The 21,626-nt window shown below is 64.5% G+C and carries 18 protein-coding genes; 10 read left to right on the forward strand and 8 right to left on the reverse strand.

All coding sequences use genetic code 11. The annotated features are described in order from the left end of the window. Positions 1-279: 279 nt before the first annotated feature. Positions 280-732 (forward strand): substrate-binding domain-containing protein, encoded by a 453-nt coding sequence (locus GM676_RS08830; protein ID WP_155463169.1) that lies wholly within the window; start codon positions 280-282, stop codon positions 730-732. Between the two features lie 25 nt (positions 733-757). Further along, positions 758-1,330 (forward strand): hypothetical protein, encoded by a 573-nt coding sequence (locus tag GM676_RS08835; RefSeq protein ID WP_170304260.1) that lies wholly within the window; start codon positions 758-760, stop codon positions 1,328-1,330. Between the two features lie 64 nt (positions 1,331-1,394). Here GM676_RS08835 and GM676_RS08840 read toward each other — a convergent pair whose 3' ends face one another. Further along, positions 1,395-2,033, reverse strand: coding sequence for a response regulator (locus tag GM676_RS08840; protein ID WP_229262600.1), 639 nt, complete (start codon positions 2,031-2,033; stop codon positions 1,395-1,397). A 61-nt stretch (positions 2,034-2,094) separates the two neighbouring features. Next, complete coding sequence (locus tag GM676_RS08845; protein WP_170304261.1) at positions 2,095-5,019, reverse strand: sensor histidine kinase; 2,925 nt, start codon at positions 5,017-5,019, stop codon at positions 2,095-2,097. Between the two features lie 151 nt (positions 5,020-5,170). Here GM676_RS08845 and GM676_RS08850 point away from each other — a divergent pair, with 151 nt between their 5' ends. Continuing rightward, positions 5,171-6,067: an alpha/beta fold hydrolase gene (locus tag GM676_RS08850; protein ID WP_155463172.1), complete on the forward strand. Its 897-nt coding sequence runs from the start codon at positions 5,171-5,173 to the stop codon at positions 6,065-6,067. 20 nt (positions 6,068-6,087) lie between these two features. On the opposite strand, the gene GM676_RS08855 is transcribed toward GM676_RS08850, so the two are convergent. Further along, on the reverse strand, positions 6,088-6,489 hold the full coding sequence (locus GM676_RS08855; RefSeq protein WP_155463173.1) for a bacteriohemerythrin: 402 nt from the start codon (positions 6,487-6,489) through the stop codon (positions 6,088-6,090). A gap of 328 nt (positions 6,490-6,817) precedes the next feature. On the opposite strand from GM676_RS08855, the gene GM676_RS08860 reads away from it, so the two are divergent. Beyond that, a complete protein-coding gene (locus GM676_RS08860; protein ID WP_155463174.1) occupies positions 6,818-8,143 on the forward strand; it encodes an MFS transporter in 1,326 nt (441 codons plus the stop codon). Between the two features lie 30 nt (positions 8,144-8,173). Then, complete coding sequence (gene gudD, locus GM676_RS08865; RefSeq protein ID WP_155463175.1) at positions 8,174-9,514, forward strand: glucarate dehydratase; 1,341 nt, start codon at positions 8,174-8,176, stop codon at positions 9,512-9,514. Here the strand turns inward: gudD and GM676_RS08870 are convergent. After that, positions 9,511-10,398 carry a LysR substrate-binding domain-containing protein gene (locus tag GM676_RS08870; protein ID WP_155463176.1) on the reverse strand — a complete coding sequence of 296 codons (888 nt, stop codon included), beginning with the start codon at positions 10,396-10,398 and terminating at the stop codon, positions 9,511-9,513. The two genes, gudD and GM676_RS08870, sit on opposite strands and share 4 nt — an antisense overlap. After that, complete coding sequence (locus GM676_RS08875) at positions 10,391-12,592, reverse strand: OsmC domain/YcaO domain-containing protein (RefSeq protein ID WP_155463177.1); 2,202 nt, start codon at positions 12,590-12,592, stop codon at positions 10,391-10,393. The genes GM676_RS08870 and GM676_RS08875 overlap by 8 nt, the downstream gene beginning before the upstream one ends. A 197-nt stretch (positions 12,593-12,789) precedes the next feature. On the opposite strand from GM676_RS08875, the gene GM676_RS08880 reads away from it, so the two are divergent. From GM676_RS08880 to GM676_RS08890, 3 genes are all read left to right on the forward strand, one after another. Beyond that, positions 12,790-14,466, forward strand: coding sequence for a sodium:solute symporter family transporter (locus GM676_RS08880; protein WP_155463178.1), 1,677 nt, complete (start codon positions 12,790-12,792; stop codon positions 14,464-14,466). A 133-nt stretch (positions 14,467-14,599) separates the two neighbouring features. Further along, entirely contained in the window at positions 14,600-14,893 is a 294-nt protein-coding gene (locus tag GM676_RS08885) for a hypothetical protein (protein WP_155463179.1), read from the forward strand. A gap of 6 nt (positions 14,894-14,899) precedes the next feature. Continuing rightward, on the forward strand, positions 14,900-15,880 hold the full coding sequence (locus tag GM676_RS08890; RefSeq protein WP_155463180.1) for a hypothetical protein: 981 nt from the start codon (positions 14,900-14,902) through the stop codon (positions 15,878-15,880). 9 nt (positions 15,881-15,889) lie between these two features. Here GM676_RS08890 and GM676_RS08895 read toward each other — a convergent pair whose 3' ends face one another. Beyond that, positions 15,890-17,194 carry an MFS family transporter gene (locus tag GM676_RS08895; protein WP_170304262.1) on the reverse strand — a complete coding sequence of 435 codons (1,305 nt, stop codon included), beginning with the start codon at positions 17,192-17,194 and terminating at the stop codon, positions 15,890-15,892. A 169-nt stretch (positions 17,195-17,363) separates the two neighbouring features. Between GM676_RS08895 and GM676_RS08900 the strand changes: the two genes are divergently transcribed. Together GM676_RS08900 and GM676_RS08905 are read left to right on the forward strand one after the other, a co-directional pair. Beyond that, positions 17,364-19,493 (forward strand): sensor histidine kinase, encoded by a 2,130-nt coding sequence (locus tag GM676_RS08900; protein WP_155463181.1) that lies wholly within the window; start codon positions 17,364-17,366, stop codon positions 19,491-19,493. After that, a complete protein-coding gene (locus tag GM676_RS08905; protein ID WP_155463182.1) occupies positions 19,490-20,089 on the forward strand; it encodes a response regulator transcription factor in 600 nt (199 codons plus the stop codon). Before GM676_RS08900 ends, GM676_RS08905 begins: the two co-directional genes overlap by 4 nt. Before the next feature lie 4 nt (positions 20,090-20,093). Here the strand turns inward: GM676_RS08905 and GM676_RS08910 are convergent, their stop codons facing one another. Both GM676_RS08910 and GM676_RS08915 read right to left on the reverse strand, forming a co-directional pair. Further along, positions 20,094-20,825 carry a Fic family protein gene (locus tag GM676_RS08910; protein WP_155463183.1) on the reverse strand — a complete coding sequence of 244 codons (732 nt, stop codon included), beginning with the start codon at positions 20,823-20,825 and terminating at the stop codon, positions 20,094-20,096. Next, positions 20,822-21,529, reverse strand: a complete 708-nt coding sequence (locus GM676_RS08915; protein WP_155463184.1) for a hypothetical protein — start codon at positions 21,527-21,529, stop codon at positions 20,822-20,824. Before GM676_RS08915 ends, GM676_RS08910 begins: the two co-directional genes overlap by 4 nt. Between the last annotated feature and the right edge of the window lie 97 nt (positions 21,530-21,626).

Here is a 21,626-nt window from a genome sequence, read left to right on the forward strand (position 1 = left end):
GACTGCTCGAACCGCTTGGCTATATACCGCCGGCCGAAGCTGAGGCAAACTATTACCGACAACTTTCCGAGCAGGCTAAGTCGCCTGACTCACACCAAACGGCCTCCTAAATTTCCGGGGCGATTCAGAGTGTCGTCGATGGTTCGCATTATAGTCCTCCGTTCAGGCACTATGCCGCGAAATACGGTGGGTAATCATGAGGGAAAACAAACTGGTTTTTCGGCGAAATCATCGCCGTATGTTAAGTTAGGCTTGTCTAACAGGTAGGCAGGAGGAAGCATGCTTTTCAAACGACTTACGCAAATTGCGCTGTTGATGGCGGCCCCGCTTGCTTTTGCCGACTCGGTGCCGGCCACGATGGACGGCCAGGCCGGCAAGTATCGGTTTCTGGAGCAGGCCAGCCACCGCTGGCGTTTATGCGCGGTGCTGCCGCATGCTTTCGACCGCTTCTTCTGGGCCGTCGCCTATGGCCTGGACAGACAGGCGACGGCGCTGGGCGTGGACATCGGCATCGCCGAGGCCGGCGGCTACGACCGGCTGTCCGAGCAAAAGCGCCAGATCCGCCAATGCGTGGCCGATCAGGCCGACGCGGTGCTGATCGCCGCCATCAACCCGACCGCCCTCGACGACGAGCTGGCCCTGCTGGCCAGACACGGCATCAAGGTGATCGATCTGGTCAACGGCTTGTCGGGCGATGCCGTGACGGCGCACTCCCACCAGAATTTTTTTTGAATCGGGCGCGCTGGCCACCAGCTACGTGCTGAAAACGTTCAAGGGCCAGGCGCTGCGCATGGCCTGGTTTCCCGGCCCGGCCGACGCGCGCTGGGCGATGAACTTCGACGCCGCCGTGCGCAAGACCCTGGATGCCGGCAAGGGCGAGCTCAAGTCCCTCACCCTGGTGGAAGGCGGCTGGGGCGCCCCCTACATCACCGTGCAAAGCGGCCTGGTGCGGCTGGTGGCCAAAGCCGGGCCGGTGGATGTGATCCTGGCCAACGGGCCGGCCGCAGAGTTTTCCGCCCGCTTCTTCCCCACCGCCGGCCAACAGCTCAAGATCGTGTCGCTGTACGCCACCGAAGGCGTGGTGACGGAAATGAAGAAAGGCAGGATTACCGCCATGGTCGCCAACTCGCCCGTCGCCGAAGCCCGCGTCGCGGTCGATCTGGCGGTGCGCGCGCTGGAGCGCCAGCGGATGCCGAAAACCGTCCATATCCCGCTGCGCCTGATCACCCAAAACGAGATCGCCAGCTACAGCGTGGACGACGCGCTGGCCCCGCTCAACCTGCGCATGCCGTTGCCGAAGCTGCCTCCGGTGCAAAACGCGCGCCATTGACCAATTCGTGCTGCCGCGCCACCGGCAAACGGTCATGGGGTCCGGCGCCGCCGCGCATTGAGACTCAATTCGCCTCCCAGTACCCGCGCCGCAGGGCGATCATCACGGCGTGCGTGCGGTCGCGGGCATCGAGCTTTTGCAGGATGGTTTTCATGTGGGCCTTGATGGTGTCCTCGCTCAGGCCCAGGCTGGCGCCGACCTTCTGGTTGGAGTTGCCGTCCGCCACCGCGCGCAGCACCTGGATTTCGCGCTTGCTCAACGCGTCGTCCTGGAAGCTGCTGGCCAGGGCGCAGGCGATTTGCGGCGGCAGCGTGCGCTGGCCGGCATGCACCGCCATGATGTAGTCGCTCAGGTCGGTGCGCGCCAGATTTTTCAGGATGTAGCCGCTGGCCCCGGCCTTGAGGCCGCGCGTCACCTGCACATCGCCGCTGTAGGTGGTCAGGATGATGACGTGCGCCTTGGGATTGAGTTCGAGGATGGCGCTGGTCGCCTCGATGCCGTTCCGGCCCGGCATCTGCAAATCCATCAGCGTGATGTCGGGACGGTGCTGGCGGTACAGTTCGACGGCTTCGAGGCCGTCGCAGGCTTCCGCCACCAGCGCAAACCGGGGCGTGCCCGCCAGCACGGCCGCAATGCCACTGCGCAGCAAGGGATGATCGTCGGCAATCATCACCGTGATTCTGTCGTTGCCTCGGCTTAACATGAAGGCGCTCCTTGGGTTATCTCGCGCGAGCGTATCACTGGCGGCGGCCGGGTGCATCACCCTATCGTGTATAGGCCAGCGCGGCCGGCAACACCAGTTGCCACTCGGCGCCGCAGCCCTCCTCGTTGCGCAACACCAGTTTGGCGCGGATACGCTGCGCGCGCTCGGCCATGCCGCGCAAGCCCCAGTGATTCTGGCGCCCGCCCTCACTGACGATGTGGGCCGGAATGCCGCGGCCGTCATCGCGCACCACGCAGCGGAATTCCAGCGCGCCATACTGGATCTCCACCGCGACGCGTTCGGCGTTGGCGTGGCGGTAGGCATTGGCGACCGCCTCGCTGACGATGGCCAGGGCTTCCTGGTGGATGGCCGGCGCCAGCGGACGCACCCTGCCGCCGACTTGCAGCGCGATGGCGTCGGCGTGGGCCGGCCGCAGGCGCGCGGCGGTGGCCCGCACAGCCGCGGCAAAGTCGGGCGTGTCCGCCTCGTCCTCGCCGCGCAGCTCGCGGATGCGGCCCCGCCCTTCGTCCACCACCTCGTCGGCCTGGCGTAGCGCGTTTTCCAGTTGCGCGCGGGCGCTGTCCTGCGGCGGCAGCTTCATCACGGCGGCATGCACGTGCAGGATCAGCCCCTGCACCGATTGCAGCAAGGTGTCGTGCAGTTCGCGAGCGATGCGCTCGCGCTCGCCCACCCGCTCCTGCAAGCGCCCTGCCATGTGCCGCCGCACGCGCGCGATGTGCCAGCGGTAGGCCAGATACGCCAGCGCCAGCAGCAAGGCGCCGCACAGCAGGCGGAACCAGCCGCGCTCGGTCAGCAGGGGCGCGATCGAGAAGTGCACCACGCTTTCCGGCCCGGTCCACTGGCCGTTGTAGTCGGAGGCGGCGACGCGGAAATGGTAATCGCCGGCGCCCAGGTTGCTGTAATAGGCGCTGCGGCGCGCGCCAACCTCCTGCCACTGCCCGTCGACCTCCTCCAGCCGGTAGCGGAAGCGGACTTTTTCCGGCATCGCCAGCAGCGCCGGCACGGTGTAATCGATCTGCAAGGCGGAACTGCCGGCCGCCAGCCGCAGCGCGTCCTGCGGCGGCCGGCCTTCGCCTGGCCGGCCGATGGCCTTGATGAGGACCGGCTGGCGCGGCGCGGCCGGCAGCTGCTGCGCCAGGTTCAGGCGGAAGGTGCCGCCCGAGCGCACGATCCACAAGTGCCCGTCGGACGACAGCACCATCGACGGCGACGGCGTGAGGCGCGGCGCCGCCCCCTCCAGTCCTTCCTGCTGATCCAGCAGTTCATGGCGCACACGGTAGTCCGGCGCCTGCCGGAACCGGGCCAGTTCGGCGGCCGGAATGCGGAACACGCCGGCCGTGGCGTTCAGCCACAGGTCGCCGTTGTCCAGCTCGACGATGCCGGACACGCCATCGAACATCTCGCCGCGCACGCCTTGCAGCCGCTGGAAGCGCGCCGCGTCCAGCCAGGCCACGCCACTGTCGCCGCCAGCCCAGACATGTCCGTCGTGCAGATGCAAGGCCATCAGCAGGCCCAGCGTCATGCCCTCGGCCGGCCCGTAGCTGCGCCACGCCGCGCCTTCGGCGTGCACCACCCGGCCGGCATGGGTGCCCAGCCACAGCCCGGCGGCGTCGGAGCGGGCCATGACCGCCACGTCGCCGGGATTGCCGTGTTTTTCCCAGCTGCCGTCGACCTTGCGGCGGTACAGACCATGATTGCGGACCGCCACCAGCAGACTGTCGTCGCGCTCGGCCAGCAGCGTCCCCGCCATCATGCCACCCAGCCCGGCGGGTAGCGCGATGTTGCGGCTGTCGCCGCCCCGCACCCGGCGCAGGAAACCGTAGGACGAGTACCACAGCGTGCCGTCGCTGGTGCGGGTCAGGCCGGTGACCCAGTCGGCATAGCCCTCGCGGTTGGGCGGCCAGAGCGGGGTCAGCCTGAACGGGCCGGCGCCGGCGGCGGCGACGTGGTAGCCGCCGATCCAGGCGCCGCCATGCGCATCGGCCAGCACGGCGGCGCCGACCGCCTCTTCCGGCAGCGCGACCTGCGCCAGCCGGCCCTGGCGGAAACGGTCTATCCCGGCCGAGGTCGCCGCCCAGACACTGCCTTCCTGATCCTCGAACAGGGCAAACACCGAGCGTCCGCTCAAGCCCAGCGGCGGCGTGGCAGCGGCGATGCCATGCGCGCCGCGGTATTCCAGCCCTTCCTTCTGGCCCACCCACAAGTCGCCATGGCGGTCGAACAGCAAGCTGGAGGGAGAACCCAGGTGTTGCCGCCACACCGGCGCCGCCGATGGCTTGCCGCCGCTCAGCTGGTTGAAATGGGCGCGCCGGGCATCCCAGCTCAGCACACTGCCATCGGGCAGGTTGAACAGCACGCCGGTGCCGCTGTCGACCGCCCTGGCGAACCGCATGGCGCCCGGCCGCAGGCAATACACACCGGCATCGCCCTGCGCCCACAGCACGCCTTGCCGGTCGCGCATCAGCGTTTTGAACCCGACCTCGGGCAAATGCCACGAGGCTGCCGGCGCCCGCCAGCGCTGGTTCTCCAGATAAAACATGCCGCCCGAGGTGGCCGCCCAGATGCGGCCGTCGCCATCCTGCTCCAGTCCCCACACGGGACGATTGGGCAAGCCGGCGCCCTCGCCGTAGTTGGTGATGCGCCCCTGCCGCAGCACGCCGGCGCCGCCGCCGCGGTAGCCTATCCACAAGGAGCCATCGGCAAAGGCGTTGACCAGGCTGACGTTCCTGCTGAGCAGCGGCCCGTTGGACGGCGCGAACTGTTCAAACTGCATGCCGTCAAAGCGGTACAGGCCGGTGGGCCCGCCCAACCACAACCAGCCGTCGCGGCTCTGGGTGATGGACAGGATCAAGCCGGGCGCGCCGTCGCGGGCGGTCCAGCTGGTATGGTGCAGATTGATGGCGGGCAGCGGCGCGCGCGCCTGGCCGATGGCGGGCGACAGACAGCACCAGAGTAGCGCAAGCAACCAACGTTTCATGCAAAACGGGACCGATAATTAGTTGTAATTCGGAATTTTTCTGCCTCGGCAAATATTGTATAGAAATTATTCACCCGATAGTGGGTATATACGGACTAGTCGCTTGGCTATGCTGTGCGCTCAACCATAGGAGGCCCTCATGCGACGCACCATCACCAAGCTGTTTTGCACCGTCTTGCTGTTCTGTTCCGCCGCGGCCCACGCGGAAGCACCGAAGAGCCAATTCGCCGAAGCCAATGGCGTCAAGCTGCATTACCTGAGTGCCGGCAAGGGCGATCCGGTGATCCTGCTGCACGGCTACACCCAGTCCAGCCACATGTGGCTGCCGCTGATCGAGCAACTGTCGAAAGACCATCTGGTGATCGCGCCGGACCTGCGCGGCTTCGGCCAATCCGGCCTGCCGCCGGGTCCCTACACCAAGTCGGTGATGGCGCAGGACGTGCACGCGCTGGTCACCAGCCTGGGCATCAAGTCGGCCAAGGTGGTCGGCCATGACATCGGCCTGATGGTGGCCTATGCCTACGCCGCCCAGTATCCGCAGGAAGTCAGCAAGATCGCCCTGATGGATGCCTTCCTGCCCGGCGTCGGCAACTGGAAGGATGTGTGGCTGCTGCGCGATCTGTGGCATTTCCACTTCTACGGCGAGACGCCGCTGGCGCTGGTCAAGGGCCGCGAGCGCATCTACTTCGAGCACTTCTGGAACGACTTCGCGGCCGACAAGACCAAATCGCTGAGCGAGGCCGACCGCAAGTTCTACGCCGCCGAATATGCCCAGCCCGGCCATATGAAGGCCGGCTTCGAAGTGTTCCGCGCCTTCGCCAAGGATGCCGAGGAATTCGCCGCCTACGCCAAAAAGCCGCTCGACATCCCGATGCTGGTGCTGACCGGCGAAAAAGCCTCCGGCAACGTGCTGATCGAGCAGGCGCGCCTGGTCGACAGCAAGGTCGACGGCGTCATCATCAAGGGCAGCGGCCACTGGCTGATGGAAGAAGCCACGGCCCAGGTGGTGCCCAAGCTGGTGCAGTTCCTCAGGTGAGGCCGGCGCGATGGCTCACGTCAGCAAGCCAGCTGTTCACCTTTCGACTGCCCCGCCAATTGCAGCGCCAGCGCCAGCGCGGTGTCGGCGGTGGCCAGGTGCAATTCGAACCACGGCAGGATCAGGCCGGCGACCTGGCGGCCGCGCGCCACCTCGCCCGGCGTCAGGCCGTGCAGCGTGGCCAGCACCCGCGCATGCTGCTCGCGGTGCGAGCGCAGCGCCGGATAGTCGATCGCCTCCATTAATGCTTCCTCGACCCGGAAGTCCTCCTCCAGCGCACCGATCAGCTCGGCCATGCCGGCCTCGAAGCGCTCATCCGGCGTCGCCTGCAAGATGGCAATCTGTTCCGCCAGCGCTTGGTGCGCCTCGTCAAACAGGGGAATACCCAGCGCCATCCCGGCGCGCCAAACCATGTCTTCCATCGCTCCTCCTCGCCCCGCCTGATGCGGTGTCAATATGGATTATGATTGCGCCGGCTCAGCCGCGTCCTTGATCAGGATCAAATCCCCGCCAGATGCCGCGCCCAGGTCAAGGCCTGCCGCTCCAGCAACTCGGGCACGCGGCCGTCGCCCCCCCCGCCGGTGGCCACGCCGCTGGCGGCGATTGCGGGGCCTTGCCCTTGATATAGATCAAACTTGGCGGACTGGCCGATTCATTCAAATAATGAATCAATGCATACAGTATTTGGTTTGATCCGGCATCGATCCGGACCTATGATCGGTTCTCATAACTATAGGCCACGGAGATACCATGGAACACGTAATAACCCGCAAGCGCTGGCTGATCCTGGCGATGCTGTTTGCGGTCACCACCATCAACTACGCCGACCGCGCCACCATTTCCATCGCCGGTCCGGAAATCAAAAAAGAACTCGGCCTGTCGGCGGTGCAGATGGGCTTCATTTTCTCGGCCTTCGCCTGGTCCTACGTGGTGGCCCAGCTGCCGGGCGGCTGGCTGCTGGACCGCTTCGGCTCCAAGATCACCTACTTCTTCAGCATCTTCCTGTGGTCGACCTTCACGCTGTTCACCGGCGCGGCCGGCTTCTTCACCGGCGCCGCCGCGGTGGGCGTGCTGTTCACGCTGCGGCTGCTGGTGGGCGCGGCCGAGGCGCCTTCCTTCCCCGGCAACAGCCGCATCGCCTCCTCATGGTTCCCGACCCAGGAGCGCGGGCTGGCGGCCGCCATCTTCAACTCGGCGCAGTACTTCGCCACCGTGCTGTTCGCGCCCATCATGGGCTGGCTGGTGCACACGCTCGGCTGGCACAGCGTGTTCTACGTGATGGGCGGGCTGGGCATCGTGGTCGCCTTCGTGTGGCTGAAAACCATCTACGGCCCCAAAGACCATCCCGGCATCAGCGCCGGCGAGCTGCGCTACATTCAGGAAGGCGGCGCGCTGGTCGACCTGGAAGGCACGCAGCGCACCGCGCAGCCCAAGCAGGTCGACACCCTGGCCTGCATCAAGGAGTTGCTGGGCAACCGCATGCTGCTGGGCGTGTACGTCGGCCAGTACTGCATCACCACCCTGACCTATTTCTTCCTGACCTGGTTTCCGGTCTATCTGGTGCAGGAGCGCCACATGACCATCCTGAAGGCCGGCTTCGTCGCCTCGCTGCCCGCCATTGCCGGCTTCCTGGGCGGCATCACCGGCGGCTGGATGTCGGACCGCCTGGCCAGGCGCGGCTATTCGCTGTCGGTGTCGCGCAAGCTGCCCATCGTGCTGGGCATGCTGATGTCGATGAGCATGATCGCCTGTAACTACATCGAAACCGACGCGCTGGTGGTGGCCGTGATGTCGCTGGCCTTCTTCGGCAAGGGCATCGGCGCGCTGGGCTGGGCCGTGGTGTCGGACACCTCGCCCAAGGAGGCCGGCGGCCTGAGCGGCGCCCTGTTCAACACCTTCGGCAACACCGCCGGCATCACCACGCCGATCGTGATCGGCTACATCGTCGACGCCACCGGCTCCTTTGCCGGCGCGCTGGTGTACGTCGGCGCCAACGCGGCGCTGGCGATCGCCTGCTACCTGTTTGTTGTCGGCGATATCCAGCGCGTCAAGCTGGTCAAGTCGCTGACATCGTAAAATCAACCCTTCACACCCACCGAGGCCACCATGAATACCACTGTTACCAACGCTCCTATCGTCACCGACCTGCGCGTCGTGCCCGTGGCCGGCCAGGACAGCATGCTGCTGAACCTGAGCGGCGCGCACGGTCCCTGGTTCACCCGCAACATCGTCATCCTGAAAGACAGCGCCGGCAACACCGGCCTGGGCGAAGTGCCGGGCGGCGAAAAAATCCGCCAGACCATCGAGGACGCGCGCGGCTTCATCATCGGCAAGACGCTGGGCGACTACAACGGCATCCTGAACCAGATGCGCCACGCCTTCGCCGACCGCGACGCCGGCGGCCGCGGCCTGCAAACCTTCGACCTGCGCACCACCATCCACGCCGTCACCGCCGTCGAATCGGCGCTGCTGGACTTGCTGGGCCAGTTCATGAACGTGCCGGTGGCCGCCCTGCTGGGCGAAGGCATGCAGCGCAAGGCGGTGGAGATGCTGGGCTACCTGTTCTACGTCGGCGACCGCAACAAGACCGACCTGCCATACCGCGGCGAAGCGGACGCCGACAACGCCTGGTTCCGCCTGCGCAACGAGGAAGCGCTGACGCCGGAAGCCGTGGTACGCCTGTGCGAAGCGGCGCGCGAGCGCTATGGCTTCAACGACTTCAAGCTGAAAGGCGGCGTGCTGTCGGCCGACGAGGAAATGGAAGCCATCATCGCCATGCACGAGCGCTTCCCGGAAGCGCGCATCACGCTGGACCCGAACGGCGCCTGGTCGCTGGAAGAAGCCATCCGCGTCTGCAAGGACAAGCACGGCATCCTGGCCTACGCCGAAGATCCGTGCGGCGCCGAGAACGGTTTCTCCGGCCGCGAAGTGCTGGCCGAATTCCGCCGCGCCACCGGCCTGCCGACCGCCACCAACATGATCGCCACCGACTGGCGCCAGATGGCGCATTCGATCTCGCTGCAATCGGTCGACATTCCGCTGGCCGACCCGCACTTCTGGACCATGCAGGGTTCGGTGCGCGTGGCCCAGCTGTGCCAGATGTTCGGCCTGACCTGGGGTTCGCACTCCAACAACCACTTCGATATTTCGCTGGCCATGTTCACCCACGTCGGCGCCGCCGCGCCGGGCAAGGTCACCGCCATCGACACCCACTGGATCTGGCAGGACGGCCAGCGCCTGACCAGGGAGCCGCTGAAGATCGAAGGCGGCCTGGTGCACATTCCGGCCAAGCCGGGCCTGGGCATCGAGATCGATGAGGCGGAACTGGAAAAAGCCCACCAGGCCTACAAGAACATGGGCCTGGGCGCGCGCGACGATGCCGCCGCCATGCAGTTCCTGGTGCCGGGCTGGAAGTTCGACAACAAGCGCCCTTGCCTGGTGCGTTAAGCCTGGTCCTGGAAAGTCGGCAGGATGTCGCGGATGAAGAGTTGCAGGATCGGGTTCTCGTTATCCCGCCGGTAGGCGCACACGGTGCTGACCGGCTCGGTCTCCATGCGGCGCAGCACCACGCCGTCGAATTGCAGGCGCGCGCAGGCTTCCGACACCAGCGCCGCGCCGATGCCGGCGCTGACCAGCGCCAGCATGGTATGCACCTGGCCGATGTGCTCGACCACATCCGGCGCCACCCCGGCCTGCTCGAAGCGGGCCGTCAGCATTTGGTAGAACGGCCGCGCCTCGTACGGCGAATACATGATGAAGGGACGGCGGTGCAGGCAGGCCATGGTGGGCTGCTGCGGCCAGCTGTCGGCCTCGTCGGCCGGAATCGCCAGCAGCATGCCCTCGGTGCGGATCGGCAGGCTGACCAGCTCGCCATGCAGCGAGGCCGGCCGCATCAGGCCGATGTCGAGCTGGCCGGCGTCCAGCGCTTCCACCTGCGCCACACTCACCAGTTCCTTCAAGGTCAGCGCCAGTCCCGGCGTGCGCTCGCGCAGGCGGCGCACCACTTCCGGCAGCAGGGTGTAGCCGGAGGCCGAGGTGAAACCGATGGCCAGGCTGCCCTGTTCGCCGCGCGCCACCCGGCGCGCCATCAGCGCCGCCTCTTCCGACATGCGCAGGATGCGCGCCGCTTCCGGCAGGAAGGCCTTGCCGGCCGCCGTCAGCCGCACGATGCGGCTGCTGCGGTCCAGCAGCTGCGCGCCGACGCTGTGTTCCAGCAGTTGAATCTGCCGGCTGAGCGGCGGCTGCGTCATGTTCAGCCGTTCGGCCGCGCGGCTGAAATGCAGCTCCTCGGCGACCGCGACAAAACAGCGCAGCTGGCTCAGCTCAAACATGGCCCGCAGCTTTGGCGCGCGCGGCGTGCAGCTTCTTGTAGCTGTCCAGCAGGCGCTGGTGGCGGTCCAGGCCTTCCAGCCGCATGCTGGTCGGGGTCAGGCCGTGGAAGCGCACGCTGCCGTCCACCGAGCCCAGCACCGCGTCCATGCGGGCGTCGCCGAACATGCGGCGGAAGTTGACCACGTAGTCGTCCAGTTCCATCTCGTCGTCCAGCACCACTTCCAGCACCACGTTCAGGGCCTGGTAGAACAGGCCGCGCTCGACGGTGTTGTCGTTGTATTGCAGGAAGGCGCCCACCAGCTCGTGCGCTTCCTCGAACTGCCGCAAGGCCAGGTTGATCAGCAGGCGCAGTTCCAGCACGGTCAACTGGCCCCATTCGGTGTTCTCGTCGAACTCGATGCCGATCAGGGTGGCGATGTCGCCGTACTCGTCCAGCTCGTTGTTTTCCAGACGCTCCAGCAGCGCTTCCAGCTGCTCGTCGTTGAGACGGTGCAGGTTCAGCACGTCTGCGCGGAACAGCAGCGACTTGTTGGTGTTATCCCAGATCAGGTCTTCCACTGGATAGACTTCCGAGTAGCCCGGCACCAGGATGCGGCAGGCGGTCGCGCCCAGCTGGTCGTAGACCGCCGTGTAGACTTCCTTGCCCATTGCTTCAAGGATGGCCAGCAGGGTGGCGGCTTCGTCCGCGTTGGAGTTCTCGCCGTGGCCGGAGAAATCCCACTCGACGAAATCGTAATCGGCCCTGGCGCTGAAGAAGCGCCACGACACCACGCCGCTGGAATCGATGAAGTGCTCGACGAAGTTGTACGGCTCGGTCACGGCTTCGCTGGCGAAGGTCGGACGCGGCAGATCGTTCAGGCCCTCGAAGCTGCGGCCCTGCATCAGTTCGGTCAGGCTGCGCTCCAGCGCCACTTCCAGGCTCGGGTGCGCGCCGAACGAGGCGAACACGCCGCCGGTGCGCGGGTTCATCAGGGTCACGCACATCACCGGATACTGGCCGCCCAGCGAGGCGTCCTTCACCAGCACCGGGAAGCCCTGCTCTTCCAGCCCCTTGATGCCGGCCACGATGCCGGGATACTTGGCCAGCACTGCCTGCGGCACGTCCGGCAGCGCGATTTCGCCTTCGAGGATTTCGCGCTTGACGGCGCGTTCGAAAATCTCCGACAGGCACTGCACCTGCGCCTCGGCCAGCGTGTTACCGGCGCTCATGCCGTTGCTGGCGTACAGGTTCTCGATCAGGTTGGATGGGAAGTACACCGTCTGGCCATCCGACTGGCGCGTGAACGGCAGCGAGCAGATGCCGCGCGCCACGTTGCCGGAGTTGGTGTCGATCAGGTGCGAGCCGCGCAGCTCGCCATCGGGATCGTAGACTGCCAGCGTGTATTCGTCGAGGATCTCCGGCGGCAGCTTGTCCTTGCGGCCCGGCTTGAACCAGCGCTCGTCCGGATAGTGCACGAAGGCGGCGTTGGCGATGTCCTCGCCCCAGTAGGCGCCGGCGTAGAAGTGGTTGTTGCTGATGCGCTCGATGTACTCGCCCAGCGCCGAGGCCAGCGCGCTTTCCTTGGTCGCGCCCTTGCCGTTGGTGAAGCACATCGGCGAGTGGGCGTCGCGGATGTGCAGCGACCACACGTTCGGCACGATATTGCGCCACGAGGCGATTTCAATCTTGATGCCGATCTCGGCCAGCAGGCCGGACATATTGGCGATGGTCTGCTCCAGCGGCAGGTCCTTGCCGAGGATGTAGGTGCTGGTGTCGGCCTCCGGCTGGACGGTCAGCAGGGCCTGGGCGTCGGCGTCCAGGTTGGCCACTTCCTCGATGATGAAGTCCGGGCCTTCCTGCACCACCTTCTTCACGGTGCAGCGGTCGATCGAACGCAGGATGCCCTGGCGGTCCTTGTCGGAGATATCTTCCGGCAGCTCGACCTGGATCTTGAAGATCTGCTTGTAGCGGTTTTCCGGGTCGACGATGTTGTTTTGCGACAGGCGGATGTTCTCGGTCGGGATATTGCGGGTGTTGCAGTACAACTTCACGAAGTAGGCTGCGCACAGGGCCGACGAGGCCAGGAAGTAATCGAAGGGGCCCGGCGCCGAGCCGTCGCCCTTGTAGCGGATGGGCTGGTCGGCAATCACCGTGAAGTCGTCGAACTTGGCTTCAAGACGGAGTTTATCGAGGAAGTTGACCTTAATTTCCATGGGGAGCTGCTAATTCTTTAAAAATCAATGGGTTAGGAGTTTAACACAGTTCCCCTCTCGGCGCCTCCCGCGCAACGCCGGCGAGTTATGAAATTCAACAAACTGCTTGATGATTCTCGCGAACATGTACTGCCGGGGCGCGACTTGCGCAATAATGCCAGCCGCATCCCTTATATCTGAGATAGACGAGACATTACATGACGGCTTTTTCTACACTTGATACGATTGTTTTCCTGGTGTACTTCGTGCTGGTTGCCGGTTACGGCATCTGGGTTTACAAACGGCGCCAGGGCACGTCCGGCCTGGCTTCGCACGACTACTTCCTGGCCGAAGGCTCACTGACCTGGTGGGCCATTGGCGCCTCCCTGATCGCTTCCAACATCTCGGCCGAGCAGTTCATCGGCATGAGCGGTTCCGGCTACCGCATCGGCATGGCGATCGCCGTGTACGAGCTGATGGCCGCCGCCACGCTGGTGATTGTGGCCGTGTTCTTCATGCCGGTGTACCTGAAACACCACATCTACACCATGCCGCAGTTCCTGGAGCAGCGCTACGGCAAGGCCGTGGCCACCACCATGGCGCTGTTCTGGCTGGGCCTGTACGTGGTGGTCAACCTGACCTCCATCCTGTACCTGGGCGCGCTGGCCATCAGCAGCCTGTCGGGCATCGCCCTGCTGCCTTGCATGCTGTTCCTGGCGATCTTCGCCGCCATCATCACCCTGGGCGGCATGAAGGTGATCGGCTATACCGACGTGGTGCAGGTGACCTGCCTGGTGGTCGGCGGCCTGGTCACCACCTGGCTGGCGCTGGACCTGGTGGCCGCGCTGGCCAAGGGCCACGGCGCGCTGCAAGGCCTGACCGAGCTGTACTCCAGCACCCGCGGCCACTTCGACATGGTGCTGGCGCGCGACAACCAGAACTACATGGACCTGCCCGGCCTGTCCATCCTGCTGGGTGGCATGTGGATCGTCAACCTGAACTACTGGGGCTGCAACCAGTACATCACCCAGCGCGCGCTGGGCGCCGACCTGCCGACCGCGCGCAAGGGCCTGCTGTTCGCCGCCTTCCTGAAACTGCTGATGCCGGTGATCGTGGTGCTGCCAGGTATCGCCGCGTTCGCGCTGGACCGTTCCGGCGCGCTGGGCGACGCCATGCGTCAGGGCGGCGAGCTGAATCCGGACCGCGCCTACCCTATCCTGCTGGGTCTGCTGCCATCGGGCCTGAAAGGCGTGGCGTTCGCGGCCCTGACCGCCGCCGTGGTGGCCTCGCTGGCCGGCAAGGCGAATAGTATCGCCACCATCTTCACGCTGGACCTGTACAAGAAACGCTTCAACCAGGGCGCCAGCGAGCAGCGCATGGTGTGGATCGGGCGCCTGACCGTGGTGGCGTCCATGCTGCTGGCGGTGCTGATCGCCCCGCTGCTGGGCATCGACAAGCAAGGCGGCTTCCAGTACATCCAGGAATACACCGGCTTTGTTTCGCCGGGCATCCTGGCCATGTTCCTGATGGGCTTCTTCTGGAAGAAAACCACCTCGGGCGCGGCCATGTTCGCCACCATCGGCGGCCTGGTCGGTTCCATCATCCTGAAATTCCTGCCGACCATGACCGACCTGTCGTTCCTGGTGCCGATCGGCTTTGCCAAGGCCAACGCCGCCGGCGTGGCGGAAATTCCATTCCTGGACCGCATGTTCATCGTGTTCTTCGTGGTGGTGGCCGGCATGGTGCTGATCAGCAAACTGGCCGAGCAACGCGGCCACAAGGAAGACAAAGGCCTGGAAATCGACACCGCCCTGTTCCGCGTCAGCCCAGGCTTCGCCTTCGGCACTGCGGTGATCGGCGTGGTGCTGGTGGCAGTCTACGCACTGTGGTGGTAACCGCACTCTCCTGAAAAACTCGCCTCCGGGCGAGTTTTTTTTCGTCTGAAAAATGCCAAAGTGACAATTGGTGAGTCTTTTTGCAAGGATCTCCACGTATGGTTGGGGATCCTGTTCAGCAAGAAAGACATCCATGCCAACACCGATACCGCAATGGGCCCAGGCCGTATGCGACATCCTCTCCCCCTGGGCCACGGACCCGCCCCCGCTGCATCAGCGCATCGCGGACGGCACGGTGAAAGCGGCCGACAGCTTGCAGTATGTTCTCGGGATCAGTCCGACAGAACTGGGCGCGCAAGCAGAAAAGCTCAACAAGGTGATCGACGATTTCAGCGGCCAGGCCGATAAAAGCTATGTCAGTGTGCTTGAACTGCAAGCGTGCAAGACCATCGGCGACCTGATGAACCTGATCTTTTCCCGACTGTGAGCCACCATGAAAACGCCACTGCTATTGTTGCTGGCCTGCGGCATCGCCCAGGCCGAGGACTGCAAGTCGATCAAGGACGATGCGGCGCGTCTCAAGTGCTGGGATGCCCAGGCCTCGGAACCCGGGAAGCCGGCCTTCCGCGATCCCAAGGAATTCCCGTTTGGCGATAACACCGGCCCGCTCAAGGAACCGCCGTCGGCCCCGGGATTCATCGTGCGCGACAAAATGAGCGGGCCTTACGAGGACGGCAAGGCGGTCAGCCTGTCGCTCACCACCTCGAACGACGACCGTATTCTGAAGACCAATGCCGCTGTCATGTATAACCTCGGCAATGAGGTGTTCAGCCGGGACTGGCAGCGCAAAGGCTGGTCCACCTGGATAGGCGTTCAGTGGACGAAGGACGCCAACCGCAAGAAACCGGTCGATGGAAGGCTGGCGCGCCTTGCCGCCCTCGGCCTCGCCGGCACCGACATTCCGGTACAAACCATGGTCGCGCTGGAGTTTTCACAAGATAACGTCGCCAAGTCCAAGACCTTCGGCCTCCGTCCCGAGTTCACGCCCGTCATCTTGAACGTGACTGAAAAAGGCACGCCATATTCCGAAGCAGGCGCCTACAGCGTCTACCTCAAGTTTGGCGCACAGATCGACCAGGTACGGCAAACCAGGGCCAATCAGGAAGTCAGCGGCGGCGCTGGCGGCCTGAACCTCAAGACCAGCCTGAACTACTACCCGGGCGGCGAACTGGCCAGGCTGCGCCTGTTCCTGGATGCGGTGCGAGCCCGGGACCTCTACGCCGCAAGCGAAATCGGCAAGCGCTCGTCGACCTACTACGACTTCGGCGCCGAATGGCTGTTCACCCGGCCGGACCAGAAGGCCGGCGCCGTGGCGCCGACGCTGGGCCTGCACCGCACGATCGGTGACAACTTCCTGACCGGCACCGCACGCAGCGTGCAAACCGTGGTGTCCTTCGGGCTCAAGATCAACTGATGCCGCCGCTCAGTGATCGGTATGCAGGTAGGACGGCGTCTTCGGCAGGCGCAGGCTGACCAGGAAGGCGATCGCCATCATCACCGTCACGTAGACATAGAACCAGCTCTCGTGCCCCAGGTTCTTGAACGACAGTCCGACGAACTCCGCCGAACCGCCGAAAATGGCGTTGGAAATCGCGTACGACAGGCCCACGCCCAAGGCCCGCACCTCAGGCGGGAACATCTCCGCTTTCACCAGGCCGCTGATGGAGGTGTACAGGCTGACGATGGCCAGCGCCACGGTAATCAGGACGAAGGCCAGCAGCGGGCTGGTGTTGCCATGCAGGATGGCCAGGATGGGATAGGTCGCCAGCGCGCCCAGGGCGCCGAACAGCATCATCGAATGGCGGCGGCCGATGCGGTCGGCCAGCATGCCGAACAGCGGCTGCATGCACATGTACAGGAACAGGCAACCGGTCATCACCACGCTGGCGGTCTTGGCCGGCATGCCGGCCGTGTTGACCAGGTATTTCTGCATGTAGGTGGTGAAGGTGTAGAAGATCAGCGAGCCGCCGGCGGTATAGCCCAGCACGGTGAGGAAGGCGGGGCGATGGTGCTTGAACAGGTTGGCCAGCGTGCCGGCGCCCTCGCTGTTGCGGTCCTCGGCCTTGATGGTTTCATGCAGCGTGCGGCGCAGCATCAGCGACACCAGCGCGGCCACCGCGCCCACCGCGAACGGCACGCGCCAGCCCCAGGCCTTGAGTTCGGCCGTGCTCAGGAACTGCTCCAGGATCACGATCGTCAGCACCGCCAGCAACTGGCCGCCGATCAGGGTCACGTACTGGAACGAGGAAAAGAAGCCGCGCTGGCCGCGCAGCGCCACTTCGCTCATGTAGGTGGCGGTGGTGCCATACTCGCCGCCCACCGACAGGCCCTGGAACATGCGGATGATCAGCAGCAGGACGGGCGCGGCCACGCCGATGCTGGCGTAGGTCGGCAACACCGCGATGGCCAGCGAGCCGCCGCACATCATCAGCACCGAGACCAGCATCGATTTCTTGCGGCCGACGCGGTCGGCCAGGCGGCCGAACATCCAGCCGCCGATCGGCCGCATCAGAAAGCCGACCGCGAACACGGCGGCCGATTTCAGGAACTCCGCCGTCGCGTTCCCGCTCGGGAAGAACTGGCTGGCGAAATAAATGGAAGCGAAGGAATAAACGTAGAAGTCAAACCACTCCACCAGATTGCCGGACGAGGCGCTGATGATGGCGAAAACGCGCTTGCGGCGTTCCTCGGCGGTGTATTGCGGTTGTGGCGGCTCTTGCATGTTCATGCTGTTCTCCTGAAATATTATTCTTGAATGGGTATGGGATCAGCATCGCATATCGGCGGCGCGGCGGCATCCGCAACTCTGGCGCGGCGTTCTCCGTAAAACTACGGAGAACGCCCACATCCGCCAGCACAGCTGTTATTGTTTCTTTATTTGGTTCCCGGAGTATCCCATGTCGCCCCTGTTCAAGCCGCACCACTGGCGCAGAGCCCTGGCTGTCGCCGGGGCGCTGGTGCTGATCGTGGCGTCGGGGAACTGGGCCGAACAGCGCGAACGGCAAGCCAAGATGGAAGCCTTGCGCCAGGCCAGCGCGGCCCACGTGCTGGGACTGCGCGGGCTGGTGGAGAAACACGATTTCCTCCCATACGCCGCGGCGCGCCAGCCGGAGGTGCGGCAACTGCTGCGCGCCCCCGGCGATACGGCGCTGCGCACGCGCGTGAACGAATATTTCGCGGACCTGCAAACCACCACCGGCGCCACCGCGCTGTACCTGGTGGACCGCAACGGTACGACGCTGGCCTCCAGCAACTGGAACACGCCGTCCAGCTTTGTTGGCGAGTCCTACCACCAGCGTCCGTATTTCGAGGACGCGCTCAAGGGCGGCCGCGGCCTGTTCTACGGCCTCGGCCTGACCACCGGCCAAGCCGGCATGTTCATCGCCGAGCCGGTGCGCGTCGGCGCCGAGGTGCTGGGGGTGGCGGTGGTCAAGATCAGCCTGGAGCCGCTGGAACGCGTGTGGCGGCATAGCGGCTACCCCGTCGTGCTGCGCGACCGCCACGGCATCGTGTTCCTGAGCGCGGTGCCGGAATGGCTGTTCCACAGCGTCGCCCCGGTTTCCAGCGCCGACAGCCAGTGGATCGCCGCGCACGCCCAGTACGGGCTGCGCACCCGCTTCGACCTGCTGCCCTGGAAAATCACGGCGGCCGGGGACACCCCCGGCTATACCCTGAAGACCGCGCTGCAAGGACGCGAGGCCAGGCTGCTGGCGCTCGATACGCCGCTGCCGGAACTGGGCTGGACGCTCACCGTCACCGAGGACATGCGCGACGTGCAGCAAGCCAGGCAGGCGGCCTTGACGCTGACCACGCTCGCCGTCGCCCTGCTGCTGCTGGCGGTGCTGTACTGGCGTTTGCGCGAGCGCCGCTACGCCGAGCAACAGGCGGCCCGGCTGGAACTGGAACATCGGGTCGAGGAGCGCACCCGCGACCTGCAGGCAGCGCACGCCTTGCGCAAGGCGATGGAAGACTCGCTGCTGGTCGGCATCCGCGCGCGCGACCCGGAAGGCAAGATCATCTACGTCAATCCCGCCCTGTGTTCCATCGTCGGCTACAGCGCCGGGGAGCTGCTGGGCTGCCGTCCGCCCTACCCCTACTGGCACCCGGAAGATCTGGAAAAACAGGCGCGCGAAAGCGACGAGGCCTTGCAGGGCCGCGCCGCGCCCGGCGGTTTCGAATCGCGCATCCGCCACAAGGATGGTCACGACGTCATCACCATGGTCTACACCGCGCCGCTGATCGACACCGAGGGCGTGAACCGGGGCTGGCTCAGCTCCGTGGTGGACATCACCGCGCAAAAGCAGGCCGAGGCCCGCCAGCGCGACCAGGAAGTCCGCCTGCAACGCAGCGCCCGCCTGGCCAGCGTGGGCGAGATGGCGTCGACCCTGGCCCATGAACTGAACCAGCCGCTGATGGCGCTGTCCAATTTCGCGGTGGCGGCGCGCGCGCTGGCCGGGCGGGGCTCGCCGGAGATGCTGGCCGGCGCGCTGGACGACATCATCGAACAAGCCCAGCGCGCCAGCGAGATCGTGCGGCGGGTGCGGGCCCTGATCAATCCGCAGCGCGGCCACTTTGAAAGCTTCGCCGCCGGGGACATCATCCTGCACGCCGAGGCGCTGCTGAAACCGGAGTTGCAGCGCCACGGCGTCACGCTCCAGCTGTCGATGGATGACCCGGCGGTGCGGGTGCGCGGCGACAAGGTGCTGCTGGAACAGGTGCTGGTCAACCTGATCCACAACGCCCTGCACGCCATGCAGGAACAGCCGGGCAAGCGCCGCTGCATCAGCCTGACCAGCCAGCGCGACGGCGCCAGCCTGCGGATCGCGGTCAGCGACCAGGGGCCGGGCATTCCGGACGACCAGCTGGAACAGGTGTTCGCGCCCTTCTTCACCACCAAGCCCGACGGGCTGGGACTGGGGCTGAACATCTGCCGCACCATCATCGAGGCCCACAGCGGTATCATGACGGTCGAAAACCGCGCCGGCGGCGGCGCCACGTTCTCCTTCACTCTTCCTATCGTGCCATGAAAGACGCCCCTCTCACCCTGTACGTTGTCGACGACGACGAAGCCCTGCGCCGCTCGCTGCTGCTCCTGCTGTTTTCACAGGGACTGGCGGTGCAGGCGTTCGAGTCCGGCGAGGCCTTCCTCGACGCGGTCGACCTGCGCCAGCCGGGCTGCGTGATACTGGATTTGCGCATGGGCGCCATGAGCGGGCTGGCGGTGTTCGATCACCTGCGCAGCCAGCACAGCCCGCTGGTGACCTTGTTCCTGTCCGGCCACGGCGACATCCCGACGGCGCTGGAAGCGGTGCGGCGCGGCGCCTACGACTGGGTGACCAAGCCCGATACCCAGCAGCTGCTCGACAAGCTGCCCGCCGCCATCGCCGAAGCGCGCGCACGCGGCCAGGCCCTGCGATTATGGCAAGAGCTGACGGCGCGCGAGCGCGAGGTCGCGCGCCTGGTGGGGCTGGGCCAGCCGAACAAGGAAATCGCGCGCGTGCTGGTGCCGCCGTGCGGCCCGCGCTCGGTGGAAACCCATCGCGCCAACATCTTCAACAAACTGCAATGCGCCAACGACAATGAGCTGGGACGCTGGCTGGCGGCGCATCCGTGGCTGGCGTGAAGACTTACAAATCTTCTCCACGTGCCCGCCGTATTTCATCGTATCTGGCCGGGCCGTTGGGATCATCACTGTGATAAGCAATATTCAATTCAGGAGAGTGAGCGCCATCGATTCCTTGAATGTGCAGAATCCTCTGCCGCCAATCTTCGCGCGGACTAACTTCGTATATCAGCGGAACGAAATAACCATCGAGCAGCCCCTTGTCTGGTCGCCAGAGCTCTTTTGTGAGGGCATCCAGATAAGCGTTCTTACCTGACTTGGTCCAATCGATCGCAAAGCCGGCACGGCCACATAACTCTGTATGCACCAACAACATCGTTCGGCCGTTGCCATCCAAGAACGGATGCGCCCATGCGAATGCCCCCATGACGGCGCCCGGCTTTTGGCGTAACCCTTTTGCTGCCAGATGCAGCCCCCACTCCACCGCTTGACGCGACCTGTCGGACTGCTCAAATTCAACAGCGTCGCCCTTGCCAACATTCCGTCCCACGCCTAGTGACAGCCTGTCTTGACCAGCCCATGGATAGAAATCGCTGAACAGAATGCGATGAACGTCCAGGAAGGACTGATAGGTGATTTCGGGAGAATTTGCCGGAGAAAGAAAATCAAGCGCCTCATCAAGATTAGAAACAAAGGCTGAATGCTCTTGAATTTTAACGAACTCGCGATCCTTCAAATTTCCGTAATTGCGCAAGTATCCATTCGTGTCATAGTCCCCAAACGGATCGAAGGTCATGGCGTTGCCAGCGACTCGTTATCGTGAGCGGATTTCTTCCTCAACGCCTTTTCTTTTTCTCTCTGCTCAACAAGATAATTGGTCATCAGTCGCACTCTCTGCGGACCGCTGATAAGCTTGGCCTTAAACAGGCTGACAAGGATTTGACCGACATCGTCCAGCTGAACATGGTCTCCAGCCGCACGACTAACTGCTTCCGCCCACACATCAATCTTCGACGGCCGACGCACTATCCCATGCGCCTTGGCGAACGATTTGACAAACTCGCCCACCCGCTTTTTGGGCAATAGCTCAATATCTGTCGGGATATTCTTAGCGAGGCGCGTCGGCTGAAAACGCACAATCACTTTGGAACCCAAGCGGATCTCGCGCTCTCTCAAAGAACCGAAAGTCTCCACCACGTATTTTTGCGCCTTTTTGCTGGACTCGGTTTTGACCACATCAGCGTCTATACGCCGCTTCCTGAAAAACTGGTGCAGTACGACCTCGGCGTCGTCACACATCAGTTCAGTTTTTCCACGTGCGTTCTTGCGCGCCTTTGCAAACACACCCTGCCCCATCCGCATCAGAACCCCATCATCAATGAGAGTGCCAAGCGCAACAGACAACTGCGAGTGCCCTCCGAGTCCTTTCAATTCGGAGCGAAGAAGGACTTGGTCTGGCTGCTGATTGATATAGTTCCGTAGTCTATCGAGTATTGTCATGGAATCTCCAAAGCAACAGGACTCACATACTCATTCTAGCACATTTTCCTTTATTTTCAGCCACTTAGAAAAATGCAGAGGTGTTTTAAACGTACGC

The sequence above is a fragment of the Duganella radicis genome (genome assembly GCF_009720825.1).
In the GTDB taxonomy this organism is placed as follows: domain Bacteria; phylum Pseudomonadota; class Gammaproteobacteria; order Burkholderiales; family Burkholderiaceae_D; genus Rugamonas; species Rugamonas radicis.